Source organism: Natrinema pellirubrum DSM 15624 (assembly GCF_000230735.2).
Classification (GTDB): domain Archaea; phylum Halobacteriota; class Halobacteria; order Halobacteriales; family Natrialbaceae; genus Natrinema; species Natrinema pellirubrum.
In genome coordinates this window covers 42,862-61,835 of sequence record NC_019967.1, presented here as the reverse complement: position 1 = coordinate 61,835, position 18,974 = coordinate 42,862, and the positions used below count along the sequence as shown (strand labels likewise).

General features: G+C 55.4%; 15 protein-coding genes and 4 pseudogenes. 12 read left to right on the top strand and 7 right to left on the bottom strand.

Annotated elements, in window-relative coordinates; all coding sequences use genetic code 11:
• Positions 1-31: 31 nt before the first annotated feature.
• Complete coding sequence (locus NATPE_RS18655; RefSeq protein WP_049897302.1) at positions 32-1,258, bottom strand: IS4-like element ISH8A family transposase; 1,227 nt, start codon at positions 1,256-1,258, stop codon at positions 32-34.
• Between the two features lie 38 nt (positions 1,259-1,296).
• Here NATPE_RS18655 and NATPE_RS18650 point away from each other — a divergent pair, with 38 nt between their 5' ends.
• Positions 1,297-2,409, top strand: a complete 1,113-nt coding sequence (locus NATPE_RS18650; protein ID WP_015298696.1) for an IS630-like element ISNpe13 family transposase — start codon at positions 1,297-1,299, stop codon at positions 2,407-2,409.
• A 335-nt stretch (positions 2,410-2,744) separates the two neighbouring features.
• Here the strand turns inward: NATPE_RS18650 and NATPE_RS21610 are convergent, their stop codons facing one another.
• Both NATPE_RS21610 and NATPE_RS18640 read right to left on the bottom strand, forming a co-directional pair.
• Complete coding sequence (locus NATPE_RS21610) at positions 2,745-3,092, bottom strand: hypothetical protein (RefSeq protein ID WP_015310249.1); 348 nt, start codon at positions 3,090-3,092, stop codon at positions 2,745-2,747.
• A gap of 176 nt (positions 3,093-3,268) precedes the next feature.
• Positions 3,269-3,772 carry a phage repressor protein gene (locus NATPE_RS18640; RefSeq protein WP_241432806.1) on the bottom strand — a complete coding sequence of 168 codons (504 nt, stop codon included), beginning with the start codon at positions 3,770-3,772 and terminating at the stop codon, positions 3,269-3,271.
• Between the two features lie 494 nt (positions 3,773-4,266).
• Here NATPE_RS18640 and NATPE_RS18635 point away from each other — a divergent pair, with 494 nt between their 5' ends.
• The 4 genes and pseudogenes from NATPE_RS18635 (at position 4,267) to NATPE_RS21605 (ending at position 7,949) form a co-directional block, all read left to right on the top strand.
• On the top strand, positions 4,267-4,848 hold the full coding sequence (locus tag NATPE_RS18635) for a hypothetical protein (protein ID WP_241432805.1): 582 nt from the start codon (positions 4,267-4,269) through the stop codon (positions 4,846-4,848).
• A 214-nt stretch (positions 4,849-5,062) separates the two neighbouring features.
• A complete protein-coding gene (locus NATPE_RS18630) occupies positions 5,063-7,102 on the top strand; it encodes a minichromosome maintenance protein MCM (protein ID WP_015310248.1) in 2,040 nt (679 codons plus the stop codon).
• Between the two features lie 59 nt (positions 7,103-7,161).
• Positions 7,162-7,506 (top strand): annotated as a pseudogene (locus tag NATPE_RS18625) (3'-5' exonuclease); the annotation flags it as partial.
• A 74-nt stretch (positions 7,507-7,580) separates the two neighbouring features.
• On the top strand, positions 7,581-7,949 hold the full coding sequence (locus tag NATPE_RS21605; protein WP_157557366.1) for a hypothetical protein: 369 nt from the start codon (positions 7,581-7,583) through the stop codon (positions 7,947-7,949).
• Between the two features lie 207 nt (positions 7,950-8,156).
• On the opposite strand, the gene NATPE_RS22845 is transcribed toward NATPE_RS21605, so the two are convergent.
• Complete coding sequence (locus NATPE_RS22845; RefSeq protein WP_015310246.1) at positions 8,157-8,297, bottom strand: hypothetical protein; 141 nt, start codon at positions 8,295-8,297, stop codon at positions 8,157-8,159.
• A gap of 38 nt (positions 8,298-8,335) precedes the next feature.
• Between NATPE_RS22845 and NATPE_RS18615 the strand changes: the two genes are divergently transcribed.
• Complete coding sequence (locus NATPE_RS18615; RefSeq protein ID WP_015310245.1) at positions 8,336-9,646, top strand: IS200/IS605 family transposon protein TnpB; 1,311 nt, start codon at positions 8,336-8,338, stop codon at positions 9,644-9,646.
• A gap of 180 nt (positions 9,647-9,826) precedes the next feature.
• On the opposite strand, the gene NATPE_RS18610 is transcribed toward NATPE_RS18615, so the two are convergent.
• Positions 9,827-10,966: a glycosyltransferase family 4 protein gene (locus tag NATPE_RS18610; RefSeq protein ID WP_006183585.1), complete on the bottom strand. Its 1,140-nt coding sequence runs from the start codon at positions 10,964-10,966 to the stop codon at positions 9,827-9,829.
• 150 nt (positions 10,967-11,116) lie between these two features.
• Here NATPE_RS18610 and NATPE_RS18605 point away from each other — a divergent pair, with 150 nt between their 5' ends.
• The 6 genes and pseudogenes from NATPE_RS18605 to NATPE_RS22440 form a co-directional block, all read left to right on the top strand.
• Entirely contained in the window at positions 11,117-12,376 is a 1,260-nt protein-coding gene (locus NATPE_RS18605) for a sulfatase (RefSeq protein ID WP_006183584.1), read from the top strand.
• 1 nt (position 12,377) lies between these two features.
• Positions 12,378-13,562, top strand: a complete 1,185-nt coding sequence (locus NATPE_RS18600) for a glycosyltransferase family 4 protein (protein ID WP_006183583.1) — start codon at positions 12,378-12,380, stop codon at positions 13,560-13,562.
• Positions 13,563-13,566: 4 nt separating this feature from the next.
• A complete protein-coding gene (locus NATPE_RS18595) occupies positions 13,567-14,670 on the top strand; it encodes a glycosyltransferase family 4 protein (RefSeq protein WP_006183582.1) in 1,104 nt (367 codons plus the stop codon).
• Between the two features lie 39 nt (positions 14,671-14,709).
• A complete protein-coding gene (locus NATPE_RS18590) occupies positions 14,710-16,917 on the top strand; it encodes a DUF2206 domain-containing protein (protein WP_015310243.1) in 2,208 nt (735 codons plus the stop codon).
• A gap of 63 nt (positions 16,918-16,980) precedes the next feature.
• Positions 16,981-17,109, top strand: a pseudogene (locus NATPE_RS22445) (IS5/IS1182 family transposase); the annotation flags it as partial.
• A 77-nt stretch (positions 17,110-17,186) separates the two neighbouring features.
• Positions 17,187-17,395 (top strand): annotated as a pseudogene (locus NATPE_RS22440) (IS5/IS1182 family transposase); the annotation flags it as partial.
• A gap of 371 nt (positions 17,396-17,766) precedes the next feature.
• On the opposite strand, the pseudogene NATPE_RS23095 reads toward NATPE_RS22440, so the two are convergent.
• Both NATPE_RS23095 and NATPE_RS23090 read right to left on the bottom strand, forming a co-directional pair.
• Positions 17,767-18,570: pseudogene (locus NATPE_RS23095) on the bottom strand (oligosaccharide flippase family protein).
• On the bottom strand, positions 18,557-18,859 hold the full coding sequence (locus NATPE_RS23090; RefSeq protein ID WP_206538406.1) for an MATE family efflux transporter: 303 nt from the start codon (positions 18,857-18,859) through the stop codon (positions 18,557-18,559). The pseudogene NATPE_RS23095 and the gene NATPE_RS23090 overlap by 14 nt, the downstream one beginning before the upstream one ends.
• Positions 18,860-18,974 lie beyond the last annotated feature (115 nt).

Here is an 18,974-nt window from a genome sequence, read left to right as displayed (position 1 = left end):
CCTAAAATACGATCTCAGCATCCGTCTTTAGTTAAGCCTCACACCTCGGTTGTGTAGCGGTAGCGAGCGTCTCTTGTAAGATTGGTCGTTGCTTGTGGATCTTTTGAGCGTCTTCGATCAGCCGGTCGAGAAGCGGCGGTGGTGAGTAGCCAAGGAACTCACCGAGTTCGTGGAGAATAAGCTGGGCGTGCGACCGAAAGGTCGCCGCCCAGCGCTCTGTCGGAAACACAAGCTCATCATCCGCCTGCTCAGTGACTAGATCCAACAGATCGCGGCTTACAAGCAGCGACAGCAGCGCTGCGTACAATAAGATCCTCACCACGTGTTCGTCACTCGTGTCGAACTCGTCCAATTCGTACTGCGTCTTCAGCTCCCGGAACAGCAACTCAACTTCCCACCGACAGCGGTAGATCTCCGCTAAATCCGCCGGAAAGAACTCTTTCCTCGCTAAATTCGTCATGTACAGGTGGTAGTCGTCGGCGTCCTCGTCGCGGACGCCGACGACGCGAAACCGCTTCGTATCCAGCGACTGTGTCCCATTGTACGGCCCCCGTTTGAATTCGACTTCGACCTCCACATCGATGTATTTCCGGTCAAGATCATCGAGAACAGCTCGGAGCTGCTTGCCCTCTAAGGGAAGGGCGCGGCCGCGCCATTCCCGTAGCTCTCCGGTAATCAGCGGATTCGCGTTCTGCTTCAGCCGACTCACGAAGTAGCCGTCATTTTCGTCGATCAGCGCAAACCGGCGGTACTTGAAGTAGGCGAGATCGAACAGCATGAGGCGATTCTCAAGCCACGGCCCTGTTTTGAACAAGGTGCTGTCGTGCGTTTTCTCGTTAGCAGTATCGAGCTGTTCAATCGTCTGCTCTGTGGCATTGTGGAGCAGGTGGAGCTTCGCTCCAGCCTGCTCCTCGTGGCGGGCTTCGAACTGATCTGAGAGAAATTCGTGTAACCGCAACACCGTTCCATCAGCGATCATCACGTCTCTAAATCGGTCGATATCAGCGTCAACAGCGTTAGGAACGGCGACCTCGTCGAGACCATGCTCGACGAGGTCGCGGAGATACTCCGCAAGCGTCGGTGTCAACCGCTGATAGAATCCACCCGGAGAAATCGTCTCATCGGCAGTAGAGTTGTAACAGCGTCTAAAACCGGCGAGTGTTCGGCTTTCGCCTGCGGCGAAGCCGAACACGAACGCCCAAACGAAGGCAGGGATCTGGAGCTTGCGGTCACGTTCGACCACGCCGAGTTTAGTGATTCGGGAAAGTTATTGAGTAGAAGTATCTCTTTAGTGTAGTGACTGGTCGAGAGAAGAAAATCGTGCGACACCTGAGTGAAGAAGATCTGGATCGTCTTCTCGGCGAGGCAGACGATCAGAAGGAATTCGAACGCCTCGTGTTCATCAAACGGCTGTACAAGGGTGCCACGCTGAAGGAAGCCGCCGACGACGTCGGGAAATCTGAGGGCACCGCCACGAACTGGGTTAACCGCTGGAACGAAGGAGGTCTCGGCAAACTCACTCCGAACTTCGGGGGCGGTCGGCCCCCGAAGCTCGACGAAGACCAACAAGACGAACTCATCGATCGACTACGTGAGGGACAACCGTGGAAAAAACAGGAGATTCAGCACCTTCTCGACGAGGAGTTCGACGTCGAATATCATCCACACTACCTCCCAACGTTCCTACACAATCTCGGCCTTTCCTACGCCATTCCTCGGACAAAACGGCCTGATCGACCCGACAACGCCGAAGAGATCCTCGACGAACGCGTTGAGTACGCGTTCGACGAGGATGCTCACGACCAGCCACATAATAAGCGCGAGAGTGACGACGATGACGACGAAGAGAAGTGGCGTACCGATGAGGATATCTGCACTGATGGCGGGACTGTGGTGGGATTTTTCGATGTCTCGCATCCACAACCATGGGACAACTCTCAGCGACTGTATACGGTCGATGAACCACATATCACTCGGCCGCTGGTGAAAATCGATACACCAGCGGCCGGGTTCTATGCGCTCAACGGAGAGAGCGTGCTGTCGTTCCCACCGAACCAGGAGAAAGAACAAATCTGTGGGTGTTTCGAGGAGATCCGCGAGCAGAATCCCGGCAAGCGGATTCTGCTCGTGTTGGATAACTTTTCGTCACACGTCTGCAAGCACACGCGCAAGCGTGCTCATGAACTCGGGATTGATCTGGTGTTCCTTCCGGTTGGTTCCCCGGACCTCAACCCAATCGAACCTGTCTGGAAGAGTCTCAAGTGGGAGTCTTCGCCGTTGATTGTTAACGGCGAAGACGAGTACCGGAGACTCCTTGACGAACTGTTCGACCAACTGACCGAGAAACTGAGTTTCGCTGCATCGTGGATTGACAATCACCTCAGTGGATTTCTCAATAAGATTTGCTAATCACTATCCTCGGCGTGGTCTTCGAGGAACTCAGAGGGAAACAGTGTAGTGAGCCGACGCATAATCCGAGGTGAGGAGTCCTTGTCGTGCACAGACTGGACTTCCTCATTCCTTCCGAAAGATGCCTCGATAAGCCGCCGCTATCACGCGGTTTCTCGCTTAACTAAAGACGGATGACGATCTCAGATGTAGGTGGTAAATCGTATATCGCTATATAATAAATCCGTGGCGCAGCAGCCCGCATTCACCATATCTAACTTACCGCCTGTTTCACTCTTAAAGTTCGGATGTTGGTTGCAGGCTGCAAGCAGACATGTGCCTCGTTACAGGGGTGTTCACCTGAACTCGACTCGGTCAATACTGTCGAACACTTCCCGCCACTGGTCGGGCATGTCGCTACTCGTATACTCGCCGTCGTTCGCTCGCTTTAGGACTTGGCGAGCTTCCGTGTTACTGAGGGTCGTGAGGTTCATTTCGTTGACCGCGTGTTTCCGGGACTGTTCTGTGCTCATCACACGATCTTCCCGTATCGCCGTGTAGACGTAGTACCAGAACCACATGTCGCCTTCTTGCTCGATTGATTCCGCCGATGGACTCGACGCCTCAGGGGGTGCAAAAAGTCGCTCAGCGAGTGATACCCCAGGGAGTGTTGCGACCGTGTTGAGGAAAGCCCGGCGTAACATACTCTGTCGACAGAGGATGAGACACAAAACCCTTCCCCAAGTGCAGTGACACCGGAATCTCGAACTGATCACAGAGGACTGCAAAATATTGATACCTGTTAGTGATTATCTGATCACACTCTACTGTGACTCTTCTTGGGGAGTGACCCTTAGTTAGGGACAGGGGACATTCGCACTCACTCCTCGAAGGATGGCTCCGATCTATCTTTCGACGTGATCATATTCCATGTTCGATTCGCGTCCTTCACAGTCGTCTGAGCAGGCTGATCGAGGAGTCGCCGACCGCGGGCAGTGAGATCATAGATTTCTCCCTCAGACGTGACTGCTCGATCCAGAAGGTCGAAGAAATACAGCTCGTATAGAATCCCCTGTGTCGCGTAGAGATTCATCCCGATCCGATCTGCCGCTTCTCGTGGGGATATTCCGCTGTGGTTCTCCAGTTTCTGGAGTAAGTCATGCGCCTGTTCGGTCACGACCACGATATCGCTCGGAGTAACTTCCTCGTCGGCTTCCGCTGATAGCTCACGGGACAGTTCGACAGCTGACTCGACGAGCTCGCCAAACAGTTCGGATTGCCGACGTTCGTACTTCTCCTGTTTCGAGAGGACGAACTCTCCTTTCTCCGTCGTGACGTGCATCCCGGAGTTCTCGGCTGGGCCGGGTTGTTCGAGCAACCCCATCTCGCTGAGTTTCGAGAGTTCTTTCGAGATGTAGTTCGGTGACTTGTCCAGCGCTGCGGCGATGTTTTTGCGCGTTTCGCGGTTGTCGCTACAGAGGTCGAGAATTCCCCAGTCGGTCTCTGAAAGCTCCATTAGCAGTTTGCTGCACGCCTATTGTAATAGTTATTGTGTTCTTCTCCACCCATCTATATCTATGGTACAACAGAATAGGTTCTCTGGAAAACTTTATAAGTAGCACAGCCATAGCGGGACGTAGTCATGATTCAACGAGACCGAAGACGGAAACGACGGCGGAAGGGAGGGGTTTTCTCGCACCATTGCCCCTCTCGTCGTCCAGCACGAGGTGAAAACTGTCTGCAACAGAACTCAACGTACGCGCTGAGTCTGCTAGAAGAACGGAGAAGTCACTCAACCTTGGGAGGAGCGATGAATGGAAGAAGCGGTAACACCTCTGATATTGTCGGTCAGGAGTCAAATTGTAGGGGGTGGTTGGTGTGAGCAGCCAGCAGCAGAACGAAGAGTCCCAAGAGAACTCACTAGACAGAGACGGAACTCCAGAACTCCGAACCATCGCGGCGCGGCTGGAGGCTCACTCGAAGCGGATCGAATCTCTCGAAGACGAACGTGAGGACGTGGGCAAGGAACACGACGCGCTCCGTGGCGAGGTCGAAGAGCTCCGACAGGAGAACGAGGACCTTCGAGCGGAGATCGAGCGCTTGGACGCGCGAACTGACCTGCTGTCTTTCGTCGAGAACAGCGACGAGATGACCGCGAAGCAGCGTCGTATCGCGCTCATCCAACATCTGAAGAAGGCGGCTGAGAAGGAGCGTGAGCGCGGCCGGGATGCGAAGGCGTCGATGAATAAGGAAGAGGCTGAGGCGGCGCTAAAGTACCCCGACATCGACCGCACGACGTTCTATGACGACCTTCGGAAGGCACCACGTCTCATCGGGATGAACGACGTCCTCTGGTACGAGAGCAACTCTGGCGGGGAGAGTCGGCTGAAGTTGAATCTGGAGAATGGTGATCTTCCTGGCGACGTCGTCGGTCACCCTAGGAGGAACGGAGGCGAGTAACTGTGGGAGCCCCACAACACCTCGGAGGTGGGAAGCCCCCGCCGACGGGGATGGTCTCAGACGGTATCCTCTGAGGCCTTAGAATTTGTACGGTAGAGTCGGTTGTAAATAAATGTCGGTTAGCTGACGGTATGCTCGCTGACCGCTCGCTCCGCTCGCTCCGGTCGAGGAACCGCACCCCGGCAAGGGTGTTGTGGGGCTCCAACAAATCGATATGAGAGCAGAACACCAAGAAATCACCGAACGTCTGATAGGATTCCTCCGGGACTACTACCGGGAGGAAGTTGCACAGCTCGCTCAGCACTACCCGCGAGAGCAACGCTCACTCCACGTGAGCTACGATGATGTTTTCCGATTCGACCCCGACCTCGCGGACGACATCCACGAGCATCCGCGAGAGATGCTGGAGTACTTCGAAGAGGCGCTCCGACTGTACGACCTGCCCGTGGACGTCAGCCTCTCCGACGCCCACGTCCGCATTCACGACCTCCCAGACAATGACGTTCTAGACGTCGCAGAGGTTCCGCGTCACGAGAACATCGGGAGGCTGCTGGGGATTCGCGGCCAGGTCCAGAAGGTCAGCGCTGTGAAGCCGCGCATCGTCGAAGCCACCTTCGAGTGCCAGCGTTGCGGGACCCAGACGAGTATCCCGCAGGCCGGCGACCAGCTTCAGGAACCGCACGAGTGTCAGGGGTGCGAACGACAGGGCCCGTTCCGGCTCAACTCGTCGGCCAGCACGTGGACCGACCACCAGTTCGCCCGCGTTCAGCAGCCGCCCGAGCGCACGAAAGGTGGTGAGGGCGAGACCATCGATGTCCATCTCGAAGACGACATCATTCAGGAGTTCGACGCCGGTGATCGCGTCACCCTCACCGGTGTTCTCGACATCGAGGAGCCGAAGGGTGATCAGACGCGCGACTTCGACACCACCGTAGACGGGCAGGCAGTCGTCCGAGAGGAGAGTTCGTACGAAGACATCGACGTCTCCGAGCACCTGGACGAGATCGAGGCCATTGCCGCCGGCGAGCATGGTGACCCGTACAACCTGCTGGTTCAGTCGATCAACCCGGAGCACGAGGGAGACGAGGACGTGAAGCTCGCCATCGCTCTCCAGATGTTCGGCGGGTGGTCCCGCGGTGGGCAGAAGCGCGGTGACTCCCACATCCTCCTGATGGGTGACCCTGGTTGCGGAAAATCGACCTTCCTTCAGGCGGTCGATGAACTCGCACCGCGCTCGACGTACGCCTCCGGAAAAGGGGCCACGGCGGCGGGGTTAACCGCGGCGGCGGTAGCCGACGACTTCGGCGACGCCGAATGGGGCCTCGAAGCCGGCGCTCTCGTCCTCGCTGACGGCGGCGTCGCATGCATCGACGAGATAGACAAGGTCAACGACAGTGTTGTCTCGTCACTCCACGACGCCCTGGAGAGTCAGCTGGTCCGGATAAACAAAGCGGGCATCAACGCGACGCTGAACGCCCGGACGGCGCTGCTGGCGGGGGGAAATCCGGAACACGGACGGTTCAACCCCTACCAGCCAATTGCTCAGCAACTCGATCTCGGTCCGACGCTGATGTCTCGATTCGATCTGATGTTCATGGTCTCCGACTCGCCCGACGAGGAGGCCGACCGAGAGGTCATCGACCACATGATGCGGTCCCGGCGGGCGGCGGCGAAGAAGGAGCTCGGTGAGAATCTCACCGAGGAAGAGCAGAAGAGCATCGAGCCGGAGATCTCCCGCGAGACGCTGCGTGCGTACATCGCCTATGCGAAGGAAGAGGTGACGCCGTACCTGCGGGAGACGGAAACGGAGGCGCGCGAGTACCTCCGTGAGGAGTTCCTGAAGCTCCGTCTCGCCAACGCCGACGAGGAGGACAACCCAGTGCCGGTGACCTACCGACAGGAGGAAGCCATCGAGCGCCTCGCTGAAGCGTCTGCACGAGTGCGTCTCTCCGACGAAGTCCGGCGGGAAGACGTGGATCGCGCCCTCTCACTGGTTCGGAAGTCGATGGAGCAGGTCGGTATCGACCCCGAGAGTGGGCAGTTCGATGCGGACGTCGTCGAGACGGGGCAGAGCAAGAGCCAACGCGACCGGCGAAAGCAGGTTCTTGCCGTCATCGAGGATCAGAACGGGGCAACCGTCGAAGCGGTCACAGACATCATCGACATGGACGAGACGAAGGTCGAGCGCGACATCGACTCGCTGAAGCAGCGCGGTCAGGTCTACGAGATAGACGGCGAACTGAGGAAGTCGTAGTCTAGAGCGGCTGGGTTCTGCTTTTCCCCGGGTAGACGTCCCACGATGTTCTTTCTGAGGCGGTGATAACCACCCGGTGCGACGACGTTGTCGAAGACACGTATCACGTTCGCGTCCTCACGATCCACGCGAGCAAGGGAGCCGAGGCCACGGACGACTGCTGCTTCGATGGAATCACAGGGGAGATTGCCCGCGAGATGGATCGGTCGGACGAGACGCGCCAGAACGAAGCCCGGACGTGGTACGTCGGCCTAAGTAGAGCGTCAGAGCGGCTGCACCTAATGTACGACGCCTTCCCCGGTGCCATCGATCATCTGCCGGGGAATCTCGCGCCGCAGGCGGCGGCGTCCGCTCGACGGCAGGCGAGCGAAGCGATGACGGACGGGGGTGCTGACGACCGATGACAACAGAGAGGAGTGCGTCGACACGCCCTCCAGACGCGTCGGCGGTCACGGGGAGTCCGGTACGCGTTGACGAGGTGACTGACGAGCACGTCGTGTTGGAGCTACCTGACTCGGTGCACGACGCCGACCGTGTGATTCCACAGGATCTGATCGGGTTCGGGCAGACGACCCGGAACTGGTTCTGCTGGGATCTGGAACAAAAGCAACCGCGTGCCCCATTCAACGACGGCTATGCAGGGACGGTGAAGTGGGGCCGGGATTCGGTTTCGTGGGACAACCGAGTCGGCGGACGGTTCGGCGACGTGATGGAGGCGCTGAACGGAACCGTGAACGGCCACGTCGATCCGGCGTGGTACCTGGGGGACGACAGACCACGGCGAGGCCGTGGAGCCACGTCCGTTGTACCCGATGGTGATCGTGCCCCACGCAGACTTCCAGCCTGACGACGGGCCGCTTATGCTCGTCGATCTGGACGACGTGATCGACGTTCGGGACGACGGCACGGGTATGATGACCCGGGAGGCGTGGGACATCATCCAGTCCCTCGGCGGATACGCGGAGGTGTCACCGTCGATGACACGTAGCGAGCGGAAGCCCATCCCTTTAGGGGTAGGTGTAAGCGACAGCATGGCTTGGCAATCCACGCGCTATTACTCGTCTGGAGGTTCCACCGCTTCCAACCCCGCTTCGATAATCTCCTGATAGGCTTCTTCGAGGCTCACGTCCTGCTGTTCGGCGTAGTCTTTCACGCGCCCGTTCAACGTGTGCGAAATGTCGATGTTCGGTCGCATCGCCTATGTCCAAAAGACATTTAGACATAGAACTACAAATGTCTGTTGTCGTGAGGCGAACCAACACATTCGCGGTGCGCCCGCTCTCCACGCAGGACGAGCAACTGCTCCACGAGCTGTTGGACGCCTCCGCCAGCCTGTGGAACGAACTCACCTACGAACGTCGCCAGAACTTCTTTGACGGCGAGTCGGTGTGGGATACCGCCGACTACCGCAAGCAGTACGTCGGTGTCCTTGGCTCTGCCACCGCTCAACAGGTCATCCGCAAGAACAGCGAGGCGTGGCGGTCGTTCTTCGCTGCCCGAGAGGATGGCGAGGACGCCGCCCCGCCCGGATACTGGGGCAACGAAGATGAGGGTCGGGAACTCCGCACGTTCATCCGCAACGACCAGTACACCCTCGAAATCGGCGAACGGAGCCGCCTCGAAATCCCTGTCGGCCAAGACTTAAAAGACGAGTACGGACTTGGCTACCAGGAGCGCCTACGCCTCGAAGTCGCTGGCAACCCGAAATGGGAGGGCGAACAGGGTCGGTTGGAACTGTACTACGACGAGGTCGAAGACACGTTCAGGGCCATTCAACCCGTTACCGTACCTGATTCTCGACGGGATTCACCACTAGCCGAGGAATCGGCTGCCTTGGACGTTGGCGCGAACAACCTCGTCGCCTGTACTACCACAACCGGCCAGCAGTACCTCTACGAGGGCCGCGACCTGTTCGTCCGCTTCCGCGAAACCACCGAGGAGATCGCCCGCTTGCAATCGAAACTCCGCGAGGGCCGGTACAGCAGTCGCCGGATTCGACGCCTCTACCGCAAGCGGACACGCCGACGCGACCACGCACAGGACACGCTCGTGCGGGACTTGATGGAACGACTGTACGACGAGGGCGTTGCCACCGTATACGTGGGCCACCTCAACGATGTGCTGTCGGAACATTGGTCGGCGCGAGTGAACGAGAAAACGCACCAATTCTGGGCGTATCGCTCGTTCATCGACCGTCTCGCCACGACCGCCGAGGAGTATGGCATCACGGTCGAAATCGAGTCAGAAGCATACACGACGGCGGAGTGCCCCGTGTGTGGCGAGCGAGACGAGACAGAGCGGGCCGGCGACGTGTTCCGGTGTTCGTGTGGCTACGAGGGACACGCCGACCTCGGTGCCTCGCGGACGTTCCTCGAACGACAGGCTGGCAAAGAAGTCGGGTCGATGGCACGGCCCGTGCGCCTCAAGTGGGACGACCATACGTGGTCGGAGTCGTCACGCTCTCCCGAGAGGGCAAGTCCCAACGAGGAGCGCACAAACCAGAGTACCGACGACGGGAAACTTGCCTCCGTGGGTACGGCATAGCCAACATCCCACCGGAGGAATCCCTCCCCTTTAGGGGTGGGAGGATGTCAAGAAGATCCGCCTACGGTAGCGTTGACAGGTGTTTGTGAGGTTCAGAACCTGGATTATTCAGAGGAGGGGCCGCTCGATAGCGGGACATACGAGATTGCTCGGGGGCTGTACGATGCGATGAGCTATTGATTACCAGGTGCCGTCGATAGCACGCTGATAGGCAGTTTCTGCCTGGGCAGCTACTGCGTCCCAGTCGTATCGCTGCGCGCGTTCGACGGGGTTCGTCGGTGGACGTTCACCACCTAATGCGGCGTCGAGTGTCTTCGTCAGGGACTCAACCGTAGGATCGACGAGGAAGCCTGCGTCGTCGATGACTTCGTCCGCAGCCGAATCAGGATGGTCGGCGGCGATGACGGTACAGTCGGCGGCCATCGCTTCGACGAACGTGATGCCGAATCCCTCGCGGGTGCTCGGAGACGCGAAGACGTCGGCGGCGCGCATATGGCCAAGCACGTCATCGTAGTCGTCGAGGAAGCCGAGGAATTCGACCCGGTCGGCGTGAGTCAATGTCTCCTGCGCTCTTTCGAGGCGTTCGCGTTCGGGACCGTCACCGACGATACCCAGCGTGGCGTCGTGATCGTCGGCGACTTGGTCGAAGGCATCCAGAAGCACGTCCACGTTCTTGTGTTCGATGAGTCTGCCAGCGAAGAGCACGTCGTAACCCTGTTCGGGGAGCGGGGCGCTTCTGACCTGATCGACGTCGATGCCGTTCGGAACGATTTCGATGGTCTCACGGGCGGGGCCAATAGCGGCGAGACGGTCAGCCGTGATGGACGAGATCGCTATCGGATGTTGTGGTGTGCGTGCGGTGACGTGCTCGGTGAGCTTACCGAACGGGGCGAGGTGACCGAGATACTCCTCCCAGTAATCGCCCCAGACCTCGTGCCACGTGGTTACGAGTGGTGTATCCGTGCGAAGACTGGCGAGTTTCGTGGCGAGCACCGGGAAGTACGGGAAGACGCTGGCGACGACGACGTCGTGTTCGTCGCGGCGGAGGTGTCTGCGGAGTTGGGGAAGTGCGCGAGCTGCGAAGTCTATGGCTTCCGTGATGGAACGTCGATCTCCGTCGTAGAGGTCGGCTTCGGGGGCGACTGCGCGCAGCGTCATTCCCTCGTGGGTGATCTGTTCGGGGCCGTCCCAGAAGTGGCGGCCATAGATGGTGACGTCGTGGCCCTCGTCGGCGAGTCGAGTGCCGATTTCGTGGATTCGCTTCTCGGCCCCGCCGGTGACGAAGGGGTAGACGACGTTCGACACGAAAGCCACGCGCATTATCCGATATGCTGGGAGTATGGGATAATGTCTTTTCGATGTGCCGACAGGCCAACGAATGGATCGTAGCGAAGAGTAACGCGGCTTGATGATTCTTGGTGGATATTGTTCGCGTAACACCTATGTCCCATCATGTTTTCCATCGATACAATGAGTGAGGACTGGGAGAATGTTATCTTGCTTTCTGCGGACGCGCTCCGCGCAGACCACCTCTCCTGCTACGGGTACCACCGCGATACGTCGCCCGTACTAGATGAACTCGCGGAGGAGAGTATCCGGTTCACGAACGCGTATAGCGCGAGTTCGCACACGCGAGAGGCAGTTCCAGCGCTTTTGACCGGGAAATACCCTGACGTCGCTATTGACTCGAAGTACCACCTCGCTTCTGACACTATTGCGTCAACGCTCTCCGAAGAGGGGTTTGCGACAGCAGGGTTTCACTCGAACCCGTTTGTCTCACGGGCGTACGGTTTCGACCGGGGCTTCGATGTTTTCGACGACGATCTCCATCTCGGCCAACACAAGCTAATCGCGCTTGCACAACGCGCGCTTGACAAGTTTCGGAACCGCCACTACGCGCGAGCTGAGGAGATCAACGAGCGTTCGTTAAACTGGATCGATTCACTCGACGACGGAGAGTCATTCTTCCTCTGGAACCACTATATGGACACGCACGGTCCGTACGAACCTCCTGGGGAATACGCGACGCTGTACTCGGACCAAGGCTTGTCAGGCCGGGACGCACAGTCGCTGTACCAGCGTGCTATTGACAATCCTGAGTCTATTACTGAGGAGGAACAGCAGCTGTTGATTGATCTGTACGACGCCGAGATTCGGTACAACGACGAGTATATCGGTGCGTTTCTAGACGAACTTCGTGACCGGGGATTACTGGAGCGGTCGCTACTTGTCGTCACGGCTGACCACGGTGACGCGTTTGGAGAACACGGCTACTACGAACACCCACGGTATTTACACGACGAAATTACCCACGTGCCACTGTTTATGCGACCTCCAAACGGCGATAGCGAATCAGTAGAGGCACCTGTGAGCACTCTAGATGTCGTGGCAACTATCGAAGAAACAGTCGGACGCGACAGTACCGATGGTGTATCGTTGTTCGACGCTTCAAGCGACAGGCGGGTTTTCTCCCAAGCTCGTGGAGAGGACGAACACAGTCATCTCCGGCGATACGCTGTTCGCACTCGTGAGGACAAATGTTTCTGCGAACGAGATCGGGATAGTGGCGCAATAGAGTTCACGGAGAGCTCTGACCGGTCGCTTCACTCCGAGCTTGAAGCGTATGTTGAACAGCGCGTTCGCATCGAGAACGGCGACGAGATCGGCGAGGATGAGGACGTTGACGAAGAGATTGAGCAACGGTTGAGCGCTCTGGGGTACAAAGAGTAGTATGTATGACACTCTACGCGTCTGCCTCATCTCAAAACAGTTTCCTCCAGGTGTCGGGGGTGCGGAGACGTACGCGCACGAACTCGCCAACGGGCTTGCCGAGCGGGGTCATAATGTGGACGTGTTTACGCAGTGGATTGACAGTCCGGACGAGAAGGCAGACGTTCATGAGAATGTCTCCGTTCATCGGATCTGTAAGGCAAGACGGAAGCTCGTCACGTTCGAGACGCTGTGGTTCAGCTTCACAGCACGGCGAGAAATCGATTTCGAGGCATACGATATCGTTCACGGTACGATGATGCCTGCCTCAACGGTCGCAGTGACAGCATTCAATGACATTGAGACGCCCGTAGTATTGACGAGTCACGGGACGTCAATCGGGGAAGCAAAGGCGGTCGCGCTAGAGACGCCCGCGGACTACTTGCTGAAGTACTTCTTCCATCCGATGAACGTCGTGATGGACTACGTGGCGAGTCGTGACGCTGACAAGGTGATTGCAATCAGCGATCACGCTTACGACCAGTTGACGACGAGCTACCGACTTAGTGAGGGCGATGTTGAGATGGTTCCCCACGGCGTGGACACGGACTGGTTCCATCCGCGTGAAGAGCGGCATCCAGCTGTTGATTCAGAGAAGATGTCGTTACTCTACGTTGGACGGCTCGGCGCTCGGAAAGGACTTGGCCTGGCGTTGCGGGCGCTCGCGCGAGTGGAATCCGACGACGTGGAGTTTCTCATCGCCGGTACCGGGCGGCATGAAGAGCGACTCCGTAAGTTGGCACAGGAGTTAGGAATTCAAGAGCAGGTACGTTTCCTCGGGTACGTTGACGATGGTGATCTCCCAGAGTTGTACTCTTCTGCCGATGTATTCATCCTCCCGTCCAAATATGAGGGGTTCGGACTTGTGTTGCTTGAAGCGATAGCCTGTGGGACGCCGGTGATCGGCGCGGATGCTGGTGGAATTCCTACGGCGGTTGATGACGGCGTAGATGGGTGCGTGGTGGAGCGAAACGAAGGTTCGTTAGCAGGGGCAATCAAAGAGATGATACAGGACGATCAGATGCGAGAGGAAATGGAAAAAGCATCAATTCAGGACAGGAAGTCACGTTCGTGGGATCGAGCGATTCAGCAGACTGAGAACGTGTACTCTGCGTTCACACGGAAGGGGACGCAGAAGGAGGCATGATAGAATGACTACTACCCGTGATTCCGTTACTGACTTCGTTGGATCCCTTGAGGATGATATATCTCGAATCGCCATCTGCGGGACGTCGTATAGCGATATCGGTGGCGTCGCACGGGTGATTGAACAACAAGCTGTCGAGTTACGTGATGAGGGGTACGACATCGAGATATTCACGCTAGAGGGGACGAGAAAACCGCCAGAAGATGTTTCCCTCCACGCCCTCGGTCATTTCGAGACAAGTCCGTACAAAGAGGTCGATAAGTTACTTACGCTCGCCAGTCTCAGTGCTCTCAACTTCGTTCGGTCAGCAAATCGTTTCGATTTGATTATTGCACACCGATTTCCGTTCTCGACGCTCGGGCATGCGGCCAAGGTGATTCACAACGTTCCTTACGTGTACTGGTCGCATCCGTCAGGATCGTCGGACGAACTCTTCGAAGGGCTGGCCCATATCTGGGCACGAGTCCAACATCACCTCGAAACCAAGAACTATGCCGTCCGAAAGGCCGATTACCTCTGTGCGGTGAGCGAGGAGTCCGGGGAGTATATTGAAGCGAAAACTGGACGTGAGTCAATCGTCGTTCCGAACACGATTACTGAATCGAGATTTGAGGATGTTGCGGATGAGGAGACGATTAACGAACGATTCGACCTCACACCCGAAGATACCGTCGTACTTCATGTTGGCCGGATTTCCCCCCGCAAGAACATCCATAGACTGATAGAAGCATTCCAAGCGGCCAGGGAAGAAGAGACCGAGTGTAAACTCCTCCTCGTCGGTGAAGAGAGTATGCCTGAGTACTCCGAGCGTGTCCGGGAACTAGCGGGCGATGATGTCGTCTTAACGGGATTCGTTGACGATGAGACACTCGCGGGGGTTTATAAAAGGAGCGACGTCTACGCAACGTGTTCACTCTCGGAGGGCTGGGGGCTTCCGCTCTCTGAGGCGAGCTACTTCGATTTAGAGATCGTTGCCTTCGAGTCGATCCCTGCCGTAAAATCACTGAGTAACACTCATCAAGTCGCCGAAGAGAACTATGGCGAGTTCAGCGAAAAGCTAAATGCCGTACTTGACGCAGGAACTATGACTACCGAAGAAGATGATTGAACAGCGGGCGTGCCTGCTCTCTGACAGGGGATCACAGTAATGGCAACCACCCAAGTAACTCGAACAGAGCTGTTCCGGACTGCCGTAATATCGGCCATTGCTCCGAACACTCATCAGTCAATTCGTTTCTCTGGGTTTCTAACGATACTCTACGCGGTGAGCGTTTTCCTTCCAGAACCGCTGCCGGGGACGACAGCTATCCAGGCGGCTCTTGGATTTGTCCTACTGACGTTCGTGCCGGGATTGCTGATCTTGCGCGTCATACGAGATCGATTCCGGCCGATTGATATGTTGTATGCGGTGGCGCTGAGCGTCGCCTTTTCGATGTTCGTCGCCTGGCTGGCGAACGCAGTGTATATGCAGTTTCAGATCATTTCGAAGCCGTTCAACGGGACCACTCTCGTCTGGATTTACGTCAGTGTAATCGGCGCACTTACTGTCTCAGCGTGGTATCTGACCCGGAATCAGTCCCCCGTTGATGAGATATGTCGCGTCTTTAGTTATGTCTACGAATATAACATCAAAGTCGTTTTATTATTGTTTACACTCCCGGTTTTCGGTATCTCTGGTGCGTTATTCATCAATCGCGTCGGCGAGAACAGCATAGCGCTCTCAGTCCTTGCTGCGTGTGCCGTTCTCCCTCTACTTGTCCTCCAATTCGACGGAAAGCGACGATATCTAGGACTATCGATACTGGTGATCTCCTTTGCTCTCGTGTTACAGCGTGCCCTCCTTGCGACGCATCTCGCCTTCGGCGACGGAATGGCTGAATATAGTATCGCTCAGAATATTCTCAGTACTGGCTACTGGGTCCCGACGGGAACGATAGGGGCGATGGTTCGGATCGGGCCGATGCAGGCCGCCTACAAGCTAGTAATGGACATTCCGCTTCTGAGGGTGTTCAAAATCGCCCATCCAGTTGTGTTCGCATTCACACCTGTAATCGGTTACCTACTTTCAGTGCGGTACTTCTCAAAGGAAGTGGCATTTCTCGGAGGGGTACTGTACGTCTTTCTACCGGAGACGTATCGGCTGCTCCCGCGAAATACGCGAACTGGTGCCGCGATTTTCTTTACTGCTATTCTCGTCGCCATCGTTCTCGATAGCGGTATTCAGAAGCGGTATCGGAATTTCCTCGCGCTCGCGTTCTTTTGGGCGTTGATTACCTCTCACTACGGGATCGGCCCCCTTGTGTTGCTGTTGATTATTCCAGCATACGTCTGCTATCGAATCCTCAGATATTTCGGGGGTGAACCGCAACCGATGGCTGAATTCACGGGGCTCACACTCTACGTCGTGTTGACGTTCGGGTGGTACGCCTACATAACTAGAGACACCTTCAGCTTCGTCGGTAGCGTCCTTATCGGCCGTGCACTGAGCTTTCTCACACCAACAACAAACACTGCCGCAACGAACGCGATTTCATTTGATATGCCCTCACTTTCGTTCAAGGTGTTTTTCTACTCTCACTTGATTATCGCTGCCCTCACGTGTCTCACAATCGGTGTCCTCTCGCTTGTCTACCTGCTACGGGTACTCTCAATAGAGCACCAAGTCATCACTCGGATAGAAGATATTATCGCGGACGATGCTTCTGGTGTAGTCCAAAATGGAGCGTATTTAAGTATAGTGCTCGGTCTAGCAGTGCTATTTCCGCTCTCATTCGGACCAAACGTTTTGAGCTCGGCACGTACGTTCGGGCTTCTGATGGTATTCTTAGGACCATTTGCGATTTTCGCTGTGTGCCTCCCCAAGTTAAGTCGAGGCCGATTTGTTCCGGCAGGTGTCTTACTTATGATTCTTATGTTGTTGTCGTCCGGGTTCGTCGCTGCGACGGTGACTCACGACGCGTCGCGGGTACCAAACTTCGATAGAGATCGAATTATACAGTCCGGCGATCCAATAGAACAATTCGCTCTATATCGAGTGTACACTCCTGAAAGTGGTCTATTCGCGTCTTCGTTTATTGCGGAATACATTCCCGACGAGGGTACGGTGTATAAGAGTAAGTTGGGGGCGTATTCAACAGAGCTTAAAGCACCTGATGAAACTGATCCCAATATTCAGAGTATAAAGGATCCAGAGGATCTTGATGAGGAGTATACGTACATCACTCAGGCAGATACGACGAGTGGAACAATAACAACGGGTTTCAACGGGTTTGTATACTACGAATACTTCGATCTGCCAAAGCTCACAACTAAAAACAAAGTATATACGAACGGTCTATCGAAAGTATATAGATAGCTTCCAAAATAAGAGAGCCTGTCATAGAACGCGTTACGTACGAAGCAGCAGGGTGCGGAAAGTGTGTCCAGCACAACCGCAACCCTGCAAGATGCAGCTTCGGGAGACGACTTCTTGAATGCGGCGGCAACCGAGACAGTAGTACCGCTGTTCGAGCACCTTGAGTTCGAGTTTCTACTGGAACACTCAATCAGATGAGTCGTAACTTCCACAAATGAAGCGTGCAATTGGTTCGACGCGATCCTAAGTTACGACTCATCGGTATGAGCGACACGCGAAACACCGACGACCCGAAAATATTGAGTATAAAGTCGCGTCGCTGAATATAGCGAAATGTTCAGCTGAAGCAATCGACGCTAGATGAGACGTGCGATCGCCGCCGGGAGCAGGTATTCCTCACGCTGTGCCACGCCTCGTCGTCGCAATCACCAACTATGAACGAGGAGGCAATCCGGGAAGTGCCGTGACTACGGTGTGAGAACTCTTCTATGAAACCATACTCTAGCCAGCCAGGGAGAAATAAACTGGTCTGAGAAGTTGTCGGGATGTCATTCTAATTGGTGGATAAATGAGCGCAACCCCTGTGTAAACGATTGCCCCAAAGGCGATAATGCCTGCCAGGTCGAACAGAGTATTAATCTTAGACACAGAACGTATGTAATGGACTAGAATCCCCATAATTATAGATGAGATTATACCCCCCTACCTCTTTTAGCGGGAGATTAATATCTATGAATCGGTTTAAGTAATAGATGTGAAGAGTAGTATTCGCGGCAAATGATATTGTTGTGGCGATTGCAGCTCCGACAATCCCGAACTCCCATATCAAAACTATATTTAGCAATAAATTCAACGATATTGAAGCGATTGTGGCATAGGCGGCCAAATCAGGCCGATCAATAGCTGTAAGAGCGCTACTAGCGAAAACATGTATAGACTGGAATATCTTTCGCCAGTCAGAATGATCAGTGCAACCCACGCTACGACGAACTCCTCTCCAAATAGAATTGACAAGATATCTTTTGAAAGAACTGTAGTGCCAACGAATGCTGGAATCACAAGCAATAATGAAGGCAACAATGCACGTGGTATAGCTGACTCAATTTTATGCAAAGCGCCTTCGGAGTCCCATTTACTGAATTGCGGGAATAAGACAGTAGAAACCGCCTGACTGAACAATATAACAACAAGAGACACACGCCACGCGTTTTCATACGCTCCAATTTCAGCACGCGATATACCAATTCCAAAAGAGACAAAGAATGTGAGAATGATGACGTCCATCCAGCTATACAAATACCCGCCAACCGCAGTTACAACACTAAACCTTCCATAGTCCAAAAGTGATCAGGAATGCTTAAGCGTCGGCCGTTTAATCGGCGTTGAAACTTTCCACCAGCCAGCAATCAGCATAAGGACTGAGCCGCACAAGTAGCCATAGACGAGAGAATATACCCCGTACCCATGGGTGTATAGAATATATCCGATTATAAGCCAGCTGAGTGGTTGGAGGACCTCTATGATGGCTGTCTCCCCTACTCTTAGCTCTCCACGAAGGACACTTAACGAGAACTGACCTGCTTCGTGAGCAAATAAAGTAAGAACTAACAGTATAGCAAGGTCAGCACCGAGGAATTCATTAATATCCTTCAAAGACAACAATTGATGCGGCGACAACCGCTATGAGAGGAACGCGTAGCGCAATTGAGGATCCAAGATACGAACCGGAGTCCTCTCCTTCACTGATTCTCTTCTGTGTAGCATTTGATAGCCCGAAATTCGCGGGGATGCCCAAAACCCCTAGTACCGCAATAAACGGGTAGTAAACTCCAAGTGGTGACGCTCCCAGCTCACGAGAAAAGATCACGACCGCGGAAAAGCTAGCCACGGATTTACAGATTCGCGCACCCATAATTTTCAGACTGGACTTGGCGATATTCATGCTAATCTAGTGGAGATTGTGCAGCAACCCTATGTCAGAAGCTGGCATCTTTATACATAAACCCTACTATCAGTCCCCGCCATCGTATTTATCACTCGTTTCCTAACAGAAGAGG

Coding starts and splice junctions, on each gene's coding strand:
- NATPE_RS18605 (WP_006183584.1), top strand. CDS start 11,117: ATGAGTGAGGACTGGGAGAATGTTATCTTGCTTTCTGCGGACGCGCTC.
- NATPE_RS18590 (WP_015310243.1), top strand. CDS start 14,710: ATGGCAACCACCCAAGTAACTCGAACAGAGCTGTTCCGGACTGCCGTA.
- NATPE_RS18640 (WP_241432806.1), bottom strand. CDS start 3,772: ATGGGGTTGCTCGAACAACCCGGCCCAGCCGAGAACTCCGGGATGCAC.
- NATPE_RS18610 (WP_006183585.1), bottom strand. CDS start 10,966: ATGCGCGTGGCTTTCGTGTCGAACGTCGTCTACCCCTTCGTCACCGGC.
- NATPE_RS22845 (WP_015310246.1), bottom strand. CDS start 8,297: ATGCGACCGAACATCGACATTTCGCACACGTTGAACGGGCGCGTGAAA.
- NATPE_RS21610 (WP_015310249.1), bottom strand. CDS start 3,092: ATGTTACGCCGGGCTTTCCTCAACACGGTCGCAACACTCCCTGGGGTA.
- NATPE_RS18630 (WP_015310248.1), top strand. CDS start 5,063: ATGAGAGCAGAACACCAAGAAATCACCGAACGTCTGATAGGATTCCTC.
- NATPE_RS18615 (WP_015310245.1), top strand. CDS start 8,336: ATGTCTGTTGTCGTGAGGCGAACCAACACATTCGCGGTGCGCCCGCTC.
- NATPE_RS18595 (WP_006183582.1), top strand. CDS start 13,567: ATGACTACTACCCGTGATTCCGTTACTGACTTCGTTGGATCCCTTGAG.
- NATPE_RS23090 (WP_206538406.1), bottom strand. CDS start 18,859: ATGAATATCGCCAAGTCCAGTCTGAAAATTATGGGTGCGCGAATCTGT.
- NATPE_RS18600 (WP_006183583.1), top strand. CDS start 12,378: ATGTATGACACTCTACGCGTCTGCCTCATCTCAAAACAGTTTCCTCCA.